At 54.8% G+C, this 15916-nt stretch carries 14 protein-coding genes; 3 read left to right on the top strand and 11 right to left on the bottom strand.

Translation table 11 applies throughout. From position 1 onward, the window contains the following. Positions 1–6: 6 nt before the first annotated feature. From plsX to yceD, 3 genes are all read right to left on the bottom strand, one after another. Complete coding sequence (gene plsX, locus HV242_RS08455) at positions 7–1041, bottom strand: phosphate acyltransferase PlsX (protein ID WP_014169571.1); 1035 nt, start codon at positions 1039–1041, stop codon at positions 7–9. Between the two features lie 80 nt (positions 1042–1121). Then, complete coding sequence (gene rpmF, locus HV242_RS08450) at positions 1122–1295, bottom strand: 50S ribosomal protein L32 (protein WP_003857964.1); 174 nt, start codon at positions 1293–1295, stop codon at positions 1122–1124. A gap of 16 nt (positions 1296–1311) precedes the next feature. Next, on the bottom strand, positions 1312–1833 hold the full coding sequence (gene yceD / locus HV242_RS08445; RefSeq protein ID WP_014169570.1) for a 23S rRNA accumulation protein YceD: 522 nt from the start codon (positions 1831–1833) through the stop codon (positions 1312–1314). 140 nt (positions 1834–1973) lie between these two features. Here yceD and HV242_RS08440 point away from each other — a divergent pair, with 140 nt between their 5' ends. Next, positions 1974–2558: a Maf family protein gene (locus tag HV242_RS08440; protein ID WP_032677877.1), complete on the top strand. Its 585-nt coding sequence runs from the start codon at positions 1974–1976 to the stop codon at positions 2556–2558. A 63-nt stretch (positions 2559–2621) separates the two neighbouring features. Here the strand turns inward: HV242_RS08440 and rluC are convergent, their stop codons facing one another. After that, the gene (rluC, locus tag HV242_RS08435; RefSeq protein ID WP_014169568.1) at positions 2622–3569 is read right to left on the bottom strand and encodes a 23S rRNA pseudouridine(955/2504/2580) synthase RluC; all 948 of its coding nucleotides are present in this window, start codon (positions 3567–3569) and stop codon (positions 2622–2624) included. A 572-nt stretch (positions 3570–4141) separates the two neighbouring features. Between rluC and rne the strand changes: the two genes are divergently transcribed. Then, positions 4142–7252 carry a ribonuclease E gene (gene rne / locus HV242_RS08430; protein ID WP_063858496.1) on the top strand — a complete coding sequence of 1037 codons (3111 nt, stop codon included), beginning with the start codon at positions 4142–4144 and terminating at the stop codon, positions 7250–7252. A 40-nt stretch (positions 7253–7292) separates the two neighbouring features. Here the strand turns inward: rne and HV242_RS08425 are convergent, their stop codons facing one another. Next, positions 7293–8318, bottom strand: coding sequence for a LysR family transcriptional regulator (locus tag HV242_RS08425; RefSeq protein ID WP_080471941.1), 1026 nt, complete (start codon positions 8316–8318; stop codon positions 7293–7295). 19 nt (positions 8319–8337) lie between these two features. Between HV242_RS08425 and HV242_RS08420 the strand changes: the two genes are divergently transcribed. Further along, entirely contained in the window at positions 8338–9552 is a 1215-nt protein-coding gene (locus HV242_RS08420; protein ID WP_025204459.1) for an MFS transporter, read from the top strand. A gap of 75 nt (positions 9553–9627) precedes the next feature. On the opposite strand, the gene flgL is transcribed toward HV242_RS08420, so the two are convergent. The 6 genes from flgL to flgG form a co-directional block, all read right to left on the bottom strand. Then, a complete protein-coding gene (flgL, locus tag HV242_RS08415; protein ID WP_050736632.1) occupies positions 9628–10581 on the bottom strand; it encodes a flagellar hook-associated protein FlgL in 954 nt (317 codons plus the stop codon). Positions 10582–10595: 14 nt separating this feature from the next. Further along, positions 10596–12236 carry a flagellar hook-associated protein FlgK gene (gene flgK / locus HV242_RS08410; protein WP_050736631.1) on the bottom strand — a complete coding sequence of 547 codons (1641 nt, stop codon included), beginning with the start codon at positions 12234–12236 and terminating at the stop codon, positions 10596–10598. A gap of 75 nt (positions 12237–12311) precedes the next feature. Then, a complete protein-coding gene (gene flgJ, locus HV242_RS08405; protein WP_014169562.1) occupies positions 12312–13265 on the bottom strand; it encodes a flagellar assembly peptidoglycan hydrolase FlgJ in 954 nt (317 codons plus the stop codon). Next, entirely contained in the window at positions 13265–14362 is a 1098-nt protein-coding gene (locus HV242_RS08400) for a flagellar basal body P-ring protein FlgI (protein WP_014169561.1), read from the bottom strand. Before HV242_RS08400 ends, flgJ begins: the two co-directional genes overlap by 1 nt. A gap of 12 nt (positions 14363–14374) precedes the next feature. Then, entirely contained in the window at positions 14375–15073 is a 699-nt protein-coding gene (gene flgH / locus HV242_RS08395; RefSeq protein ID WP_023311139.1) for a flagellar basal body L-ring protein FlgH, read from the bottom strand. A gap of 57 nt (positions 15074–15130) precedes the next feature. Then, positions 15131–15913 carry a flagellar basal-body rod protein FlgG gene (flgG, locus tag HV242_RS08390; protein WP_008500810.1) on the bottom strand — a complete coding sequence of 261 codons (783 nt, stop codon included), beginning with the start codon at positions 15911–15913 and terminating at the stop codon, positions 15131–15133. Positions 15914–15916 lie beyond the last annotated feature (3 nt).

Below are 15916 nucleotides of genomic sequence, written 5' to 3'. Positions count from 1 at the left end.
GTACGCTCAGTCACTTTTAGCTAATACAGATTCCAGGCGAGCGGCAATCCGCTGAGGGACTTGTCGCTGCACCGCCTGCACTGCCTGTTCAATGGCGACAGTAAATGCTCGCTGATTGGCGGCACCATGACTCTTAATCACGATGCCGCGCAATCCTAACAGACAGGCGCCATTATACTGGTCGGGGTTGAGGTGACTGAATCGCCGCGTCAGGCTTTTTTGTAACCAACGCTTTAATAAAATCAACCACCAGGCGCTTTTTTTGCCTTCTCCCTGCGATTTAAGCAGTGAGAGAAACATTCGCACGACCCCTTCCATGGTCTTCAACGTTACGTTCCCGGTGAAGCCATCACACACCAGAACATCCGTTTTCCCCGTCAGCAACTCATTGGCTTCGAGATAACCAATATAGTTGATGGAGGGAACCTGTTTGAGCAATTCGGCAGCTTCGCGAATACTGTCCAGGCCTTTGGTCTCTTCTTCACCGATGTTCAATAACGCAACACGGGGATTGTTTATCCCGACCACTTCTTCTGCCAGCACCGACCCCATCACGGCAAACTGAGCCAGCATTGTACTATCACAATCGACGTTAGCACCCAAATCGAGCACCACGGTCTTGCCCTTCTGCTGGTGCGGTAATACCGTCACCAGCGCCGGACGCTCAATACCTTCAATAGGTTTGAGCAACAATTTCGACAGCCCCATCAGCGCGCCGGTATTTCCCGCACTGACGCAAGCCTCCGCGCGTCCTTCCTTCACCAGCTCCAGCGCCATTCGCATAGAACTGCCCCGGCTATTGCGAATCGCCTGCGATGGACGTGCATCACTGGCAATAACTGACTGCGCAGGAATAATCTGCAGACGCGAACGTTGTTCGAAGTCAGCTTTTGCAAGTAATGGCGTGATTGTGTCGGGATTGCCGACTAAAAGAAGTGTGAGTTGCGAATTAGAATTCAGTGCCTGCAAAGCTGCAGGCACTGTCACGGAAGGGCCAAAATCCCCTCCCATGACATCTAACGCCAGGGTTAGACGTGTCAAGGTATCGTCACAGCCTGGTTCGGTAAATTCCCCGTTTGCACGGGGAAATCCTCACTAAGCCTAATCACGCTGACGCGTGATTACTTAGTGATAACCTTGCGGCCGCGGTAGAAACCGTCAGCGGTGATGTGGTGACGCAGGTGTTTCTCACCAGAAGTCTTGTCTACAGACAGGCTGGTAACTGCAGTCAGCGCGTCATGGGAACGACGCATGCCACGTTTGGAACGGGTTGGTTTATTCTGTTGTACGGCCATGGACCTTACTCCTCAATTACTTACGCTTTAAGCTGGCTAATACGGCAAATGGGTTTGGTTTTTGCGCTTCATCAGGCAGTTCCCCAAAGACCATGTCCGCCTCGGACACTTCACAGTGTTCAGATTCATGCACCGGAACGACTGGCAAGGAGAGGATGATTTCATCTTCAACCAGAGCCAGAAGATCGATTTCACCGAATTCATTAACTTCAATCGGTTCATACGCTTCCGGGAGTGCTTCAGCCTGTTCGTCAGAACGGACCGGACTGAAACAATACGTTGTGTGAACATGCTGTACAAACGGTTTCCCGCAACGCTGACATTCGAGGGTTACCGTCACCTTTGCATCACCGGTTAAAACGGCGAGACGCTGGTTATCGATAGCGAACGACATGGAGCATTCTACATCACTGTCCACACTGACTACGGATTCGGCGACACGCTCAGCCTGATCGGAAGTATAAATACCTTCGTAATCGAGGCGTTTTTGAGCCGTGCGAACCGGATCAAGAGTCAGGGGTAATTTTACCTTTTGCATAGGGCGCGCATATTAACTTTGTAACGTCATATAGTCAAAGAAAAAGGCAACCACAGCTGCCTTTTGCCAATTATTCGCACACATTGCGGCCTGTAGTTTAAAATGGCTGGCATCGATACGCTATATCTGGTGATAAAAATATGCCAAATCTCGTTCTTGCCTCCACCTCACCCTACCGCCGAATGTTGCTGGAAAAGCTCGGGATCCCGTTTGAATGCGCGGCGCCGGAGGTTGACGAGACGCCACAGCCGGGCGAATCACCGCGTCACCTGGTCACCCGTCTTGCGAAGGAGAAAGCGCAATCACTTGCCGCACGCTACCCTTCGCATTTGATTATAGGCTCCGATCAGGTTTGTGTGCTGGACGGTGTTATCACCGGAAAGCCGCACACTGAAGCGAATGCCTGCCAGCAGCTTATGCAAGCGCGAGGCAATATCGTCACCTTTTATACGGGTCTGGCGCTCTACAACTCCGCCTCGGGTCACCTGCAAACCGAATGCGAACCTTTCGACGTCCATTTTCGCCATCTTAGCGAGCAGGAAATCGCCGACTATGTGCGTCGGGAGCGACCGCTCAATTGCGCCGGAAGCTTCAAAAGTGAAGGTCTGGGGATTGCCCTGTTCGACAAGCTGGACGGACGTGACCCGAACACGCTGGTCGGGTTGCCGCTGATAGCATTGTGCCAGATGCTCAGACGCGAGGAGTGTAATCCGCTGAAGATGTGAGTATTACGGGTGATGCATCACTTACCGGCCTGAGAGACCTCAGGCCGGTAAGTGCCGGCCAAATCAGCCGCGCAGCACCTTCAGGCAGCGTTTTAACTGCTCATCAAGGGGGGCTTCAATGCGAATTGTTTCGCCGGTATTCGGGTGAGTGAACGTCAGTGCCGCCGCATGCAGGAACAGGCGTGACAACCCGGTGCCCGCCAGCTGCTTATCAAACTCCCTGTCACCATAGCGGTCATCAAATGCGATCGGATGACCGGCATACTGCGTATGTACGCGGATCTGGTGGGTACGGCCGGTTACCGGGCTGCAGCGCACCAGCGTGGCGAACGCATAGCGCTCTTCCACTTTGAAACGCGTCTCAGACGGCTTCCCTTCCTGATTCACACGTACAATGCGCTCACCGCTTTGCAAAATATTCTTCAGCAAAGGTGCCTGCACCGCCTTAACGTGGGACTGCCAGTGGCCACGAACCAGCGCCAGATAATCCTTCTGCATCCCTTTTTCACGCAGCTGCTCATGCAGGGAACGCAGGGCAGAACGTTTTTTTGCGACCAGCAACACGCCGGAGGTATCGCGATCGAGACGGTGAACCAGTTCAAGGAAACGGGCTTCAGGGCGCAGCGCACGCAGGCCTTCAATCACGCCAAAGCTGAGACCACTCCCGCCATGGACAGCGGTACCTGACGGTTTATTCAGCACCAGGATATGATCATCCTCATAAAGGATAACGTCACTCAGGGCGGCCACTTTCTGCAACCTGGGTGAAACGACCTCTTCTTCGCGTTCCGCAACACGGACCGGCGGGATACGCACTTCATCACCGGCTTCGAGTTTGTACTCAGGCTTCACGCGTTTTTTGTTAACCCGCACTTCACCCTTGCGCAGGATGCGGTAAATCATGCTCTTTGGCACGCCTTTGAGTTGGGTGCGCAAAAAGTTATCGATACGTTGCCCCGCGTCGTCTTCCGCGATGGCAACCATTTTTACGGCTGGAGTCTCTGTTTTCATGGTTGGCGATTCTAAATATCGTCAGCCATTAGCGCCACTCATTTTTCTATGCTTATATTTACTTTTATCCGGCCTGTCCCCTGTTTCACGCAATCGATTTGGTGGTTATTAAACCAATCACCACCTTGAAGTGAAGAAACTGTGAGTAACCGGGTGATAATTGGTAAAAGTCATCTTGCTATAACCCGGCGAGCAGTGGAATAATGAACTCGTTTTCCGTGTTAAATCCTGGTTAAGTAAGGATCTCGACGGAATGACCAATTTTGTCTGACCGATCATCCACGCAGCAATGGCGTAAGACGTATTGATCTTTCAGGCAGTTAGCGGGCTGCGGGTTGCAGTACTTCCCGGTATAAGGATTGTTCTCTGGAGAGTTCTACCCAGGCAATTCCCCTGATAATTGCGCTGTGTTTCCGTATGAAATACAGGCAACCGACACTCTGCGCCTCTTAAGCGAGCGACAACCGTGAGGTTGGCGACGTGAATAGACACGAGGCCATCGGTTCATACCCCGGAAAGCGTCACCTTGCCCGCAGCTTTGTCGTCAATGTAAGAATAACGAGTAAGTTACGATGAAAAGAATGTTAATCAACGCAACTCAGCAAGAAGAGTTGCGTGTCGCCCTTGTGGATGGGCAGCGCCTGTACGATCTGGATATCGAAAGTCCTGGACACGAACAGAAAAAAGCGAACATTTACAAAGGTAAAATCACCCGCATTGAACCAAGCCTTGAAGCTGCATTTGTCGATTACGGTGCTGAGCGTCACGGTTTCCTCCCTCTGAAAGAAATCGCCCGCGAATATTTCCCTGCAAACTATAACTCCCATGGCCGCCCAAACATCAAAGATGTGCTGCGTGAAGGTCAGGAAGTCATTGTTCAGATTGATAAAGAAGAGCGTGGCAACAAAGGTGCCGCACTGACCACCTTTATCAGTCTTGCGGGAAGTTATCTGGTTCTGATGCCAAACAACCCGCGTGCCGGTGGTATCTCTCGCCGCATCGAAGGTGATGACCGTACCGAGCTGAAAGAAGCGCTGGCAAGTCTTGAGCTGCCTGACGGCATGGGGCTTATCGTGCGTACCGCAGGCGTCGGCAAATCTGCCGAAGCGCTGCAGTGGGACTTAAGCTTCCGTCTGAAGCACTGGGAAGCAATCCAGAAAGCGGCAGAAAGCCGCGCAGCGCCGTTCCTGATTCACCAGGAAAGCAACGTGATTGTGCGTGCCTTCCGTGACTACCTGCGTCAGGACATCGGTGAGATTCTGATCGATAACCCGAAAGTGCTTGAGCTGGCGCGCCAGCACATCGCTGCGCTGGGTCGTCCGGATTTCACCAGCAAAATTAAACTGTACACCGGTGAAATCCCGCTGTTCAGCCACTATCAGATCGAATCGCAGATTGAATCCGCTTTCCAGCGTGAAGTGCGTCTGCCATCCGGTGGTTCTATCGTTATTGATACGACCGAAGCGCTGACCGCCATCGACATCAACTCCGCACGTGCTACGCGCGGCGGTGATATCGAAGAGACCGCCTTCAACACCAACCTTGAAGCCGCTGATGAAATCGCCCGCCAGCTCCGCCTGCGCGACCTGGGTGGTCTGATTGTTATCGACTTTATCGACATGACCCCTGTTCGCCACCAGCGTGCGGTTGAAAACCGTCTGCGCGAAGCGGTACGTCAGGATCGTGCTCGTATCCAGATTAGCCATATCTCACGCTTCGGCTTGCTGGAGATGTCCCGTCAGCGTCTGAGCCCTTCACTCGGTGAATCCAGCCATCACGTCTGTCCGCGCTGCTCCGGTACCGGTACCGTTCGTGATAACGAATCTCTGTCCCTCTCTATTCTGCGTCTGATTGAAGAAGAAGCGCTGAAAGAGAACACCAAAGAGGTTCATGCCATTGTTCCCGTGCCAATTGCGTCCTACCTGCTGAACGAAAAACGTGCGGCCGTCAGCGCAATTGAATCACGCCAGGGCGATGTTCGCTGCATCATCGTGCCTAACGATCAGATGGAAACCCCGCACTACCACGTGCTGCGTGTCCGTAAGGGTGAAGAGACCAGCACGCTCAGCTATCTGCTGCCTAAGCTGCATGAAGAAGAGATGGCGCTGCCTTCCGATGAAGAACCTGCCGAGCGCAAACTGCCAGAGCAGCCAGCCTTAGCGACCTTCATCATGCCTGAAGCTCCGCCAGAAACGGCACTGGAAAAACCCGTGACCAAACCGGTTGCGCCAAAACCAGAAGCCGTTGCGGTCAAAGCCCAGCCAGAACAACCGGGTCTGCTGAGCCGCCTCTTCGGTGCGCTGAAAAAGATGTTTGCAGGCGAAGAAGTCCAGCAGCCTGAGCAACCGAAAGAAGCACCGAAAGAAGCGAAACCTGAACGTCAACAGGACCGTCGTAAACGTCAGAACAACCGCCGTGACCGTAACGATCGTAATGACCGTAACGAACGCCGTGACAACCGTTCGGACAATAATGAGGGTCGTGAGCAACGCGAAGACAACCGTCGCAACCGTCGCGAGAAGCAACCGCAGAATGTTGAAGATCGTGAAATTCGCCAGCAGGCGGGCGATGAGTCTGAGAAGAGCAAACAGCGCGACGAGCAGCAGCCACGCCGTGAGCGTAGCCGTCGTCGTAACGACGAGAAGCGCCAGGCGCAGCAGGAAGTCAAAAACCTGAACCGCGAAGAGCCTGTTGAACAACAGGAAAGCGAGCAGGAAGAACGTACTCAGGTTATGCCGCGTCGTAAGCAGCGTCAGCTGTCACAGAAAGTGCGTGTAGGTGCCCTGCCGGTGGAAGAGACCGTCATCGTCCCTGCAGAAGCAAGTGACACTGCACCAGGCACTCAACTGGAGAAAGTGGATCTGCCTGCCGTCGTCGAAAACAACGCTGAGCAAGACGATAACGGTGAAGGCCGTGATAACGCGGGTATGCCACGTCGTTCACGCCGTTCTCCGCGTCACCTGCGCGTCAGCGGTCAACGTCGTCGTCGTTATCGCGATGAGCGTTACCCGACACAGTCGCCAATGCCATTAACCGTGGCGTGCGCGTCTCCTGAAATGGCATCCGGTAAAGTCTGGATCCGCTACCCGGTTGCTCGTCAGGAGCAGGTTGTGGAAGAACAGGCTGTCACCGAAGAGGTGATTGCCCCGGTAGCCGCAACTGAAGAAGCGGTAAATGAAGCCGCTATCGTGGTTGAGCCACAGGCCGTTGAGTCAGAAGCGCCTCATGCAGTAGACGTTGAAACCACGCACCCAGAAGTGATTGCCGCGCCGGTTGACGCCGCACCGCAGCTTATTGCTGAAGAAGACACCGTGGTCGCTGAAGACGTTGTTGCTGAGGTTCAGCCAGCAGCAGCGGTAGAAGAGACCCCGGACGTGGTTGTTGAAACCGTGACTGAAGACGTGGTTCAGGACGTTGAAATTGACGTCGAACCGGTGCGTGAAGCCGCGAAAGCAGAAGAGCCAGAAGTGAAAGCCGAGCCGGTAATCACAGCGCCGGCCCCTGCTCACGTTGCGACAGCCCCGATGACTCGCGCACCAGCGCCGGAATATGTGCCGGAAGCGCCGCGTCACAGTGACTGGGTCCGCCCTGCGTTCAACTTTGACGGTAAAGGCTCTGCCGGTGGCCACAGTGCAACGCATCAGGCGACGGCACCGGCTACCCGTCCGCAGTCTGTTGAGTAACGACACATAGCGTAAAAAGCCGACCTTCGGGTCGGCTTTTTTATTGCTCGCGTGCCGGCTTTCTCATACCCGCAATGTCCGGCATCACCCTCTTCATCATCTCCAGAAAACGGCGTAAACGCGCCGGATAATAACGCGACCACGGATAAACCAGATGAACCGGGAGCGCGGCGGGCTGCCACTGTGGAAGCAAATGCACTAAGCGCCCTTCCTGGATATCCTGCTTGACCGTCCAGCTTGAAACCATCGCCACCCCTAATCCTGTCAGGGCGGTATTGCGCGCAACATGCAGGCTATCCGTGCTTAGCCGTGGCGCAATGGAGATGCGTTTTACCTGCGAAAGATCATCCCACAACTCCACATGTCGCTGATAGAACGTGCTGATGGCAATCCAGGGCAGCGCCTGCAGATCCTCCGGTGTGTGAACCGGCGCAAACTGGTCCAGCAGCGCAGGCGAAGCCACCACACAGCGTGGCACTTCCGCCAGCAGCACGGAGACGGTTGCCGGATCCACCTCTGCGCCAACTCGAATAGCACAATCCAGATTGTCGCTCAGAAAATCCACCGACTTATCGTTGAGCATCCACTCCACCGACAGCTGAGGATAACGCTGCAAAAACTCCGTTAACGGCCTCAGAAGCTGATCCTGCCCAAAGGCGTGCGGTGCACGTACCCGTAACACCCCGACCGGCTCGTCCTCTGTCTGACCGATTTCATCTTCCAGTGCCAGCCAGCTATCAATGACCCGCCGGGCATGTTGATAGCAGCGCTCGCCGTCATCGGTAAGTTTTGTTGCATGGGTGGTTCGCAATAAAAGCCGTACCCCCAGCAGCGTTTCCAGAGACTGAAGACGGCGGCTCACCGTGGCCTGGCTCGTCGCAAGCAGTCTTGCCGCCCCGGATAGCGATCCGCTTTCCACAATACGAACAAATGTGCGCATGAGTTCAAGCCTGTCTATACGCTCAACTCGCTTCATCATTTTCCCTGCTATACGCCAAACGTATAAGCGTTTTACCACCAGGCCCTCTACCGTCGCAAGGCGTAGTGATAAAAAATAGCAGCACATTATGAGTGAGGAACGTCTTATGAACACAACAACTGCTCCCCATGCCGCCAGTCGCTGGGTGATTTTTATGCTGGCTCTGGGGGCTGGCTTTAGCGTCGCATCCATTTACTACGCGCAACCGCTGCTGCCGCTGATAGGCGCCGACCTTCATCTTAGTATTGAAGGGATGGGGCTGGTCCCGACGCTGACCCAGGCAGGCTACGCGCTCGGTATTCTTTTTCTGTTGCCACTTGGCGATCGTCACGACCGCAGGACGTTAATCCTGATAAAAAGCGCCGCCCTGGCACTGTTTCTGCTGGGCTGCAGCCTGACCGGGCAGCAGCACTCACTGCTGATGGCAAGCCTGCTGATTGGCATGGCCGCGACCATGGCACAGGATATCGTTCCCGCAGCGGCTATCCTCGCCCCCGAAGGGAAGCAGGGAAAAACCGTGGGAACCGTGATGACAGGGTTGCTGATGGGCATCTTGCTGTCGCGAACCGTCAGCGGTGTGGTGGGTGAAGCTTTTGGCTGGCGCGTCATGTATCAGCTGGCCGCTGTAAGTATCGCATTCATTGGGGCGGTGATGTGGCGGGTACTCCCGCGTTTTGCCATTCACTCCACGCTGAGTTATCCCGCCCTGATGCGCTCAATGGAACATCTGTGGCGTCGTTATCCGGCTCTGCGTCGTGCAGCACTGGCACAGGGTTTTCTGTCGATTGCCTTTAGCGCCTTCTGGTCAACGCTGGCGGTTATGCTGCTGGAGCGCTATCACCTGGGGAGCGCCGTCGCGGGTGGTTATGGTATTGCCGGGGCCGCGGGGGCCTTAGCCGCCCCGCTGGCGGGAGGTCTGGCGGACAAGCTGGGCGCCGGAAAAGTCACGCAGCTTGGCGCGGCACTGGTTACCGTCTCGTTTGCCCTGATGTTCCTGATGCCCGCGCTGGGTCTTCATGGACAACTGATTCTGATTGCTGTCTCAGCCATCGGGTTTGATCTGGGCCTGCAGTCCAGTCTGGTGGCGCACCAGAATCTGGTCTATAGCCTTGAGCCTCAGGCCAGGGGGCGTCTTAATGCCCTGCTGTTTACGGTGGTCTTTATCGGCATGGCGTTGGGTTCGGCTGCGGGGAGTAAAATCTACACGCTGGCTGGCTGGACGGGCGTGGTTGCCCTGGCAACGGTATGCGGTGTCATTGCGCTGGCAATACGTCTGATTGAAAGTGCACGCGTCGCCTCCGCACCGGCAGAAATCGCGTAAAAAAAATGCCCAATCCACACGGATTGGGCAGTAAAACATGCCCAGTTTCAAGACATGTTCCAAGAGGTCAAGATGTTATCTGTTCAGCTGGAACAGGGACATGCCCTGCATATCGCTAAACGCTTTATAAGATGCCTGCAGCGCGGCCTGCTGCATGGTGTAAGAGGAGATCGCTGCGTTCCAGTCCACATCAACCAGGTCGCTCATCTGCTTAGTCTGGCCCAGTGCACGATCGTCACCAAGTGTATCCAGCTTTTCAAGCTCGTTCATCTTGGTACCCACATCAGCAACAACAGTAAGGATATTGTTCTGGGAATTTTTGATACCAATTTGAGCATTTGCAATCACCTGAGCTTGCGCAGCTGCAGCTGTCGGATCGTTCTCAATCGGCGTTTTCAGCGAGGCAACGGTGGCATCAAGGATTTTGAACATATTTGTTTCGCCATATCCCCCACCCGGCACTTCCTGTGCATTACTCGTAATGCTCTCGAAAATTTGCTGCCCAGTATGGCTAATTGCCATGTTTCGTGCCGTATCGACTTGCTGAGTGATCGGCTCAAGGCCACCTTTGTAATCCCCGGTAGCAGAATCAAACGGTGCACTTTCTGTTTTATATCCTGCAAAGATAAAACGACCATTACCATCGGCTGTATTGGCCAGGTTCATGAGCTGATCGCGCACGCCCTGGATATCAGTTGCCAGGGAAAGGCGGTCATCATCACTTAATGTCCCATTTGCAGCGTAAACTAATTTCTCACGCACGCTCGATAAGGCGGTGTTAACCTGAGCCAGTACATTATCCTCGAGCGAGACTTTTTGCGTAGCAAACGTACGCGCCAACGCAAACTGGCTATTTTGTGACTGTGATTGTGACAGAACAATAGCCTGCGACGCCGCGATGGGATCGTCCGACGGGCGATTGACACGCTTGCCGGTGGACATTTGTTCACCATAACTCAACCACTTGCTCTGGGAATCGGTGATCCCGCGCATGTTTTGGTCGTACATCATCTGGGTGCTAATACGCATGTTTCACCTCAGCCTTAGCGAATATTAATGATTGCATCAAAGAGCGAGCTGGCAGTTTGTAGAACCTGCGCATTAGCGAGGTAATACTGCTGATAGCGCTGCAAATTGCCGTACTCTTCGTCAAGGTTTACCCCTGAGATCGACTGCTGCTGTTTGGTTAACTGCGTCGCCACATTCGCTTTCGTTTCGCTGCTGGTTTTCAGTGCCGCTGTTGAGCTACCAACGGTACTGACGAGGGAAGCATAAGCATCATTGAAAGACTTATTCCCGCCGACAAGCTTGCTATTTTGCAGATCCAGCAATTTTTGACCGTTGCGGTTGTCACTTTCGCCACCGGCGCTTGTCGATGCCATCGCCAGTTTGGACTCATCATTAAACTTGAGTTCCATGTTTACGATGACATCAGAAACGGGCTTAACAACAAAACTGTCTTTGTTATTCGCGGTACCGCTCACGTTGACATTCAGGCCGTCGAAAGACAGATTGCCGCTCGCATCCGGACTCATCGTGAAACTGGTCTTATCCGACGTACGCGTAATGGTCCAGTCGGTTCCGTTGAACTGCAGCTTATAATCGGTTGCCTGGACTTTAGTACTGTCAGCCACGGAGGCTGTCAGCGCGGCGGTACCTGAATTCTTGCTGTTGGACACAACCGCAGGCGAGCCAAAGTCAAAGAGCTTGCCGCCAGCATCGCCGTTAGCATCAAAACCCGCTTCATGCTGCTTGTTCATCGCGTCAGCAAAGGCCAGCGCCATCTGGTTAAGGCTATTACGCGCTTTATCCAGATCTTCAGAACGGAAGGTGAGTAAACCGCCAAGGGTGCCGGTGGTAATCAGCTTCTCAGGAATTTCGATATTGCCTGTAACATCATCGGTATAGGCCAGCGTTGTACGGGTTGGGTCTGCGCTGGATTTCACCGCAGCCAGCTGGTTCGCTTTGCTCCCCTGTACCAGGCTGTAACCGGTGCCAAATGAGACGTTATACGTGCCGCCATCCTGCACAGAAACTTCAACACCGACAATTTTATTCAGTTCGCTCACCAGCTGATCGCGTTGATCGAGCAGGTCATTTGGTGATGAGCCAGCACCCACGCCGGTCAGACGGGAAATCTGATCGTTCAGGTTCGCAATCTGTTTGGCGTAGTTATTAATTTGATCGACGCTGGCAGAAATCGCGGTATTCACCTGAGAATCCTGATCGCGAAGATACTGATCGTTGGTTTTAAACTGATTGACCAGGCCATCCGCTTTGCCCAGCACCGTCTGGCGCGCAGCCGGATCTTCTGCGTTGCTCACCAGCGTCTGCAGACTTTTGAAGAAGTCCTGCAGCGTGGTAGAGAGCGAGTTGGTGGTATCCGAGAGCACATCGTCGATTTTTGACATTTGCTGATAGCGCGTAGTCAGGCCGCTGCTCTGGGTCTGCGCGGCGCGCAGCTGGTTGGTAATGAATGCATCATACTCACGCTGGACACCGGAGACATAAACCCCGTTACCTACCCAGCCACCGCCGGTCAGCGTGCTGTTCGACGCGCCCAGCACTGTCGTCTGGCGGGTATAACCTGCCACGTTATAGCTTGAAATATTATTACTGACGGTATTGAGTGCCGACTGCGCAGCACTGAGGCCACTCATGGCACTGTTAATCAAACTGGACATGGGGGTTCCTTTTATACGTTCAGACACGAGTCCTGATGAAGGTTATCGGCAGCCTCCACCGGGACTTGAGAACTTTCAGAACAGATTTTCGATATCTGTGCTATAGGCTTTACTGACCTTCTCGCCCATCGATTTCAGCTGCTGAATCATGCTGGTGAGCTTACGCGCATAGTTCGGATCGGTGGCGTAGCCCGCGTTCTGCAGTGCCTGAGCGCCCTGCTCCGCGGTTGCCGCCTGTGTAACGGCGGTGTAACGCGGATTTCGGCTCAACAGGCCCACATAGTCGGATAAGGCTTCCAGATAGGAGCTATAGACGCGGAATTTGGCTTTAACCTTCACCGCCGCACCGTTTTCATATTCAGTGGTGGTGATCTCGGTTGTCGGCCCCTTCCAGCTCGACGTGGCCTTCACGCCGAAGATGTTAAAGCTCGGATCGCCGTTTTCTTTACGGATCTGCCGCTGACCCCAGCCGGACTCCAGCGCCGCCTGCGCGAGGATCAGGTGGTGAGGCACGCCGCTCTGTTCACTGGCAAGACGTGCCGGCAGCGAGAGCTGCGCCAGGAAGTCTTTGCTGTCGCCAGAAAGTGGCTCATCGCTGGTACTCGTGGCCTTCGGTACGGCTTTGCGCACCATCTGCGTCAGGGCCTGATTCTGATAACTGGTCACCGTTTGCAGGTCGAACTTCATCGGCACCTGCTGTGGCTTATCATCCGGCTGGATGCCCTGCGCGGCTTCGGTCTGTTTGACAATCATATCAGCCAGACCGAGTCCTTTCCCGGCGGTCATCTGCTGCGCAATCTGCTGGTCATACATGCTGGTGTAAAGACGGGTTGAATCACTGCTGAACATCCCGTCTTTCGGCAGGGTTTCACGCATGCTTTTCAGCATCATCTGTACAAACATCCCTTCCACCTGGCGGGCGACCGGGCGGATATTCGCCGCCGGGTCCTTACCTGCTTTGGTTTTCAGTTCGTTGAGCGACTGGGCATCCCAGGCAGCACCGGTCAACAGCTTGCTATCGGTCAGCATCAGATGATTTCCAGTTTGGCGCGCAGACAGCCCGCGCTTTGCATGGATTGCAGAATCGACATCAGATCCATCGGCGTCGCCCCCAGGGCATTCAGGGCCCGAACCACGCTATTGAGGTTCGCGCTGGAGCGTACGCTCTGCAGCGATCCACCGCTCTGGCGCAAATCAATCTGCGTTTGTGGCGTCACCACGGTCTGGCCACCCCCGAACGGGGTATCAGGCTGACTGACGTTGGCGGAGCGGTTGACCGTCACGGAGAGGTTACCCTGCGCCACGGCACAGCTGTCGAGCGACACTTCGCGGTTCATTACGACCGAACCGGTGCGCGAGTTGATAATCACTTTGGCATCCTGAACCGGAACATTCACTTCCATATTCTGGATATCAGCCAGCATACGGACCTGGTTGCTGCTGCCGGTAGAAGTGCGGATCTGCACGGTACGGGCATCCAGTGCCGTGGCGCTGCCGTAGCCGCGGCTACGGTTGATGGTGTCGGCAATCTGCTGCGCCATTGTGAAGTCTTCATTATTCAACTGCAGGTTAATGGTGTTACCTGCGCCAAACTGGGTCGGCAGTTCACGCTCAATGATTGCACCATTGGTGATACGCCCGCCGTTCAGCTGGTTCACCTGCACACTGCTGCCACCCGCAGACGCGCCGGCACCGCCGACAAGAATGTTCCCCTGCGCCAGCGCATAAACCTGGCTGTCGACCCCTTTCAGCGGAGTCATCAGCAGCGTGCCGCCACGCAGGCTTTTGGCGTTACCCATTGACGAGACCACGACATCAATCGTCTGCCCCTGGCGCGCGAACGCCGGGTAGGAGGCGGTGACCATGACCGCGGCCACGTTTTTCAGCTGCATGTTGGTTCCCGCCGGGACGGTAATACCGAGCTGGGAAAGCATGTTGTTCAAACTTTGAGTCGTGAATGGCGTCTGGGTGGTCTGGTCGCCCGTTCCGTCCAGACCCACCACCAGGCCATAGCCAATCAGCGAGTTTTCGCGTACGCCCTGAACGCTGGTGAGATCGCGAATACGGTCAGCCTGGGCAAACGTTGCCACCAGCGCCAGCGCCACGGCGAAGATCGATTTAAACATGGGTCACCTCGCTTACATCGGCGATAAGTTAAGGAAGAAACGCTGCAGCCAACCCATATTTTGCGCTTCATTGATGTAGCCGTTACCGACGTACTCGATGCGCGCATCCGCCACCTGGGTGGACGGAACGGTGTTGGTGCCGCTGATGGTGCGAGGATTAACCACGCCCGAGAAACGAATGAACTCAGTGCCCTGATTGATGGCGATCTGTTTTTCACCCACAACGTGTAAATTGCCGTTAACCAGCACCTGGTCAACCGTCACCGTCAGCGTGCCGCTAAAGGTATTGCTGGCATTCGCGCCACCTTTACCGTTAAAGGTATTGCCGCCAGAGGCCTCGACATCAGCACGCGCATTGCCGAACAGGCCCTGCAGATAGCGTGGAACGGTATCGAAACCGAAATTGGTTTTGCCATCGCGGCTGGCATTCGCCGACGAGCTCTTGCTCGCGCTGACGTTTTCCTGCAGCACAATGGTCAACGTATCGCCGACATTACGCGGGCGGCGATCTTCAAACAGCGGTTGATAGCCATAATTGATTGGCTGCGCGGTCTGGAAAATGGAGCCGTTCACCACTGGCGCCGGGCCAGGAACGGGTTGGGCGGTAGTCGCACCCTGCACTAAAGGTTTAGACGGGATCAAGGCACACCCGCTGAGGGTGACAGCCAGAACAGTCAGTATCGGATAACGAAACGCCGCGTTTTTTTGCATTGCCTTCATCTTCGAAAACAGGGAGCCGGCGCGGCGTTGACCGCACCGGGCTACACCTTAGAGTTGCGTCAGTTTCTGCAGCATCTGGTCGGTCGTCGACACTGCTTTACTGTTAATTTCATACGCGCGCTGGACCTGGATCATATTCACCAGCTCTTCCGCAACGTTCACGTTCGAGGTTTCCACATAACCCTGATACAACAGACCCGCACCGTTGAGGCCCGGGGTGCTTTCATTTGGCGTACCGGAGGATTGCGTTTCGGTGTAGAGGTTCTCACCAATGCTTTCCAGACCGGTGTCGTTCATGAAGGTGGTCAGGTTTAGCTGTCCAACCTGAACAGGTGCGGCCTGCCCCTGCTGCGTCACACTCACCACGCCGTCACGCCCGATAGTAATACTCAGGGCATTCGCCGGGATGGTAATCGCAGGCTGAACCTGGAAACCACCCGCCGTCACCAGCTGACCATTCTGATCGACCTGGAACGATCCGTCGCGGGTATAGGCAGAAGTACCGTCAGGCAACTGCACCTGGAAGAACCCCTGGCCTTTGATTGCCACGTCTTTGCTGTTGTTGGTCTGAGACAGGTTGCCCTGGCTATGCAGACGCTCGGTGGCTACCGGACGAACACCGGTACCAATCTGCAGACCGGATGGCAGCGTCGTTTGTTCAGAAGACTGCGCTCCCGGCTGGCGGATGGTTTGATAAAGCAAATCTTCGAAAACGGCACGCTGACGCTTGAAACCATTGGTGCTGACGTTTGCCAGGTTGTTGGCAATCACATCCATGTTGGTTTGCTGCGCGTCCAGGCCAGTTTTCGCAATCCATAAAGAACTGATCATAAG

Source organism: Enterobacter sp. RHBSTW-00593, from assembly GCF_013784105.1.
GTDB classification, from domain to species: Bacteria; Pseudomonadota; Gammaproteobacteria; order Enterobacterales; family Enterobacteriaceae; genus Enterobacter; species Enterobacter ludwigii.
Note: the sequence above shows the minus strand (reverse complement) of the source record. Positions and strands in the feature narration are given on the sequence as shown.

What these genes read in the sequence shown, in the direction of transcription:
- rpmF (WP_003857964.1), bottom strand. Translation starts at nt 1,295, where the DNA reads ATGGCCGTACAACAGAATAAACCAACCCGTTCCAAACGTGGCATGCGT.
- yceD (WP_014169570.1), bottom strand. Translation starts at nt 1,833, where the DNA reads ATGCAAAAGGTAAAATTACCCCTGACTCTTGATCCGGTTCGCACGGCT.
- HV242_RS08440 (WP_032677877.1), top strand. Translation starts at nt 1,974, where the DNA reads ATGCCAAATCTCGTTCTTGCCTCCACCTCACCCTACCGCCGAATGTTG.
- rluC (WP_014169568.1), bottom strand. Translation starts at nt 3,569, where the DNA reads ATGAAAACAGAGACTCCAGCCGTAAAAATGGTTGCCATCGCGGAAGAC.
- rne (WP_063858496.1), top strand. Translation starts at nt 4,142, where the DNA reads ATGAAAAGAATGTTAATCAACGCAACTCAGCAAGAAGAGTTGCGTGTC.
- HV242_RS08425 (WP_080471941.1), bottom strand. Translation starts at nt 8,318, where the DNA reads ATGTGCTGCTATTTTTTATCACTACGCCTTGCGACGGTAGAGGGCCTG.
- HV242_RS08420 (WP_025204459.1), top strand. Translation starts at nt 8,338, where the DNA reads ATGAACACAACAACTGCTCCCCATGCCGCCAGTCGCTGGGTGATTTTT.
- flgL (WP_050736632.1), bottom strand. Translation starts at nt 10,581, where the DNA reads ATGCGTATTAGCACCCAGATGATGTACGACCAAAACATGCGCGGGATC.
- flgK (WP_050736631.1), bottom strand. Translation starts at nt 12,236, where the DNA reads ATGTCCAGTTTGATTAACAGTGCCATGAGTGGCCTCAGTGCTGCGCAG.
- flgJ (WP_014169562.1), bottom strand. Translation starts at nt 13,265, where the DNA reads ATGCTGACCGATAGCAAGCTGTTGACCGGTGCTGCCTGGGATGCCCAG.
- HV242_RS08400 (WP_014169561.1), bottom strand. Translation starts at nt 14,362, where the DNA reads ATGTTTAAATCGATCTTCGCCGTGGCGCTGGCGCTGGTGGCAACGTTT.
- flgH (WP_023311139.1), bottom strand. Translation starts at nt 15,073, where the DNA reads ATGCAAAAAAACGCGGCGTTTCGTTATCCGATACTGACTGTTCTGGCT.
- flgG (WP_008500810.1), bottom strand. Translation starts at nt 15,913, where the DNA reads ATGATCAGTTCTTTATGGATTGCGAAAACTGGCCTGGACGCGCAGCAA.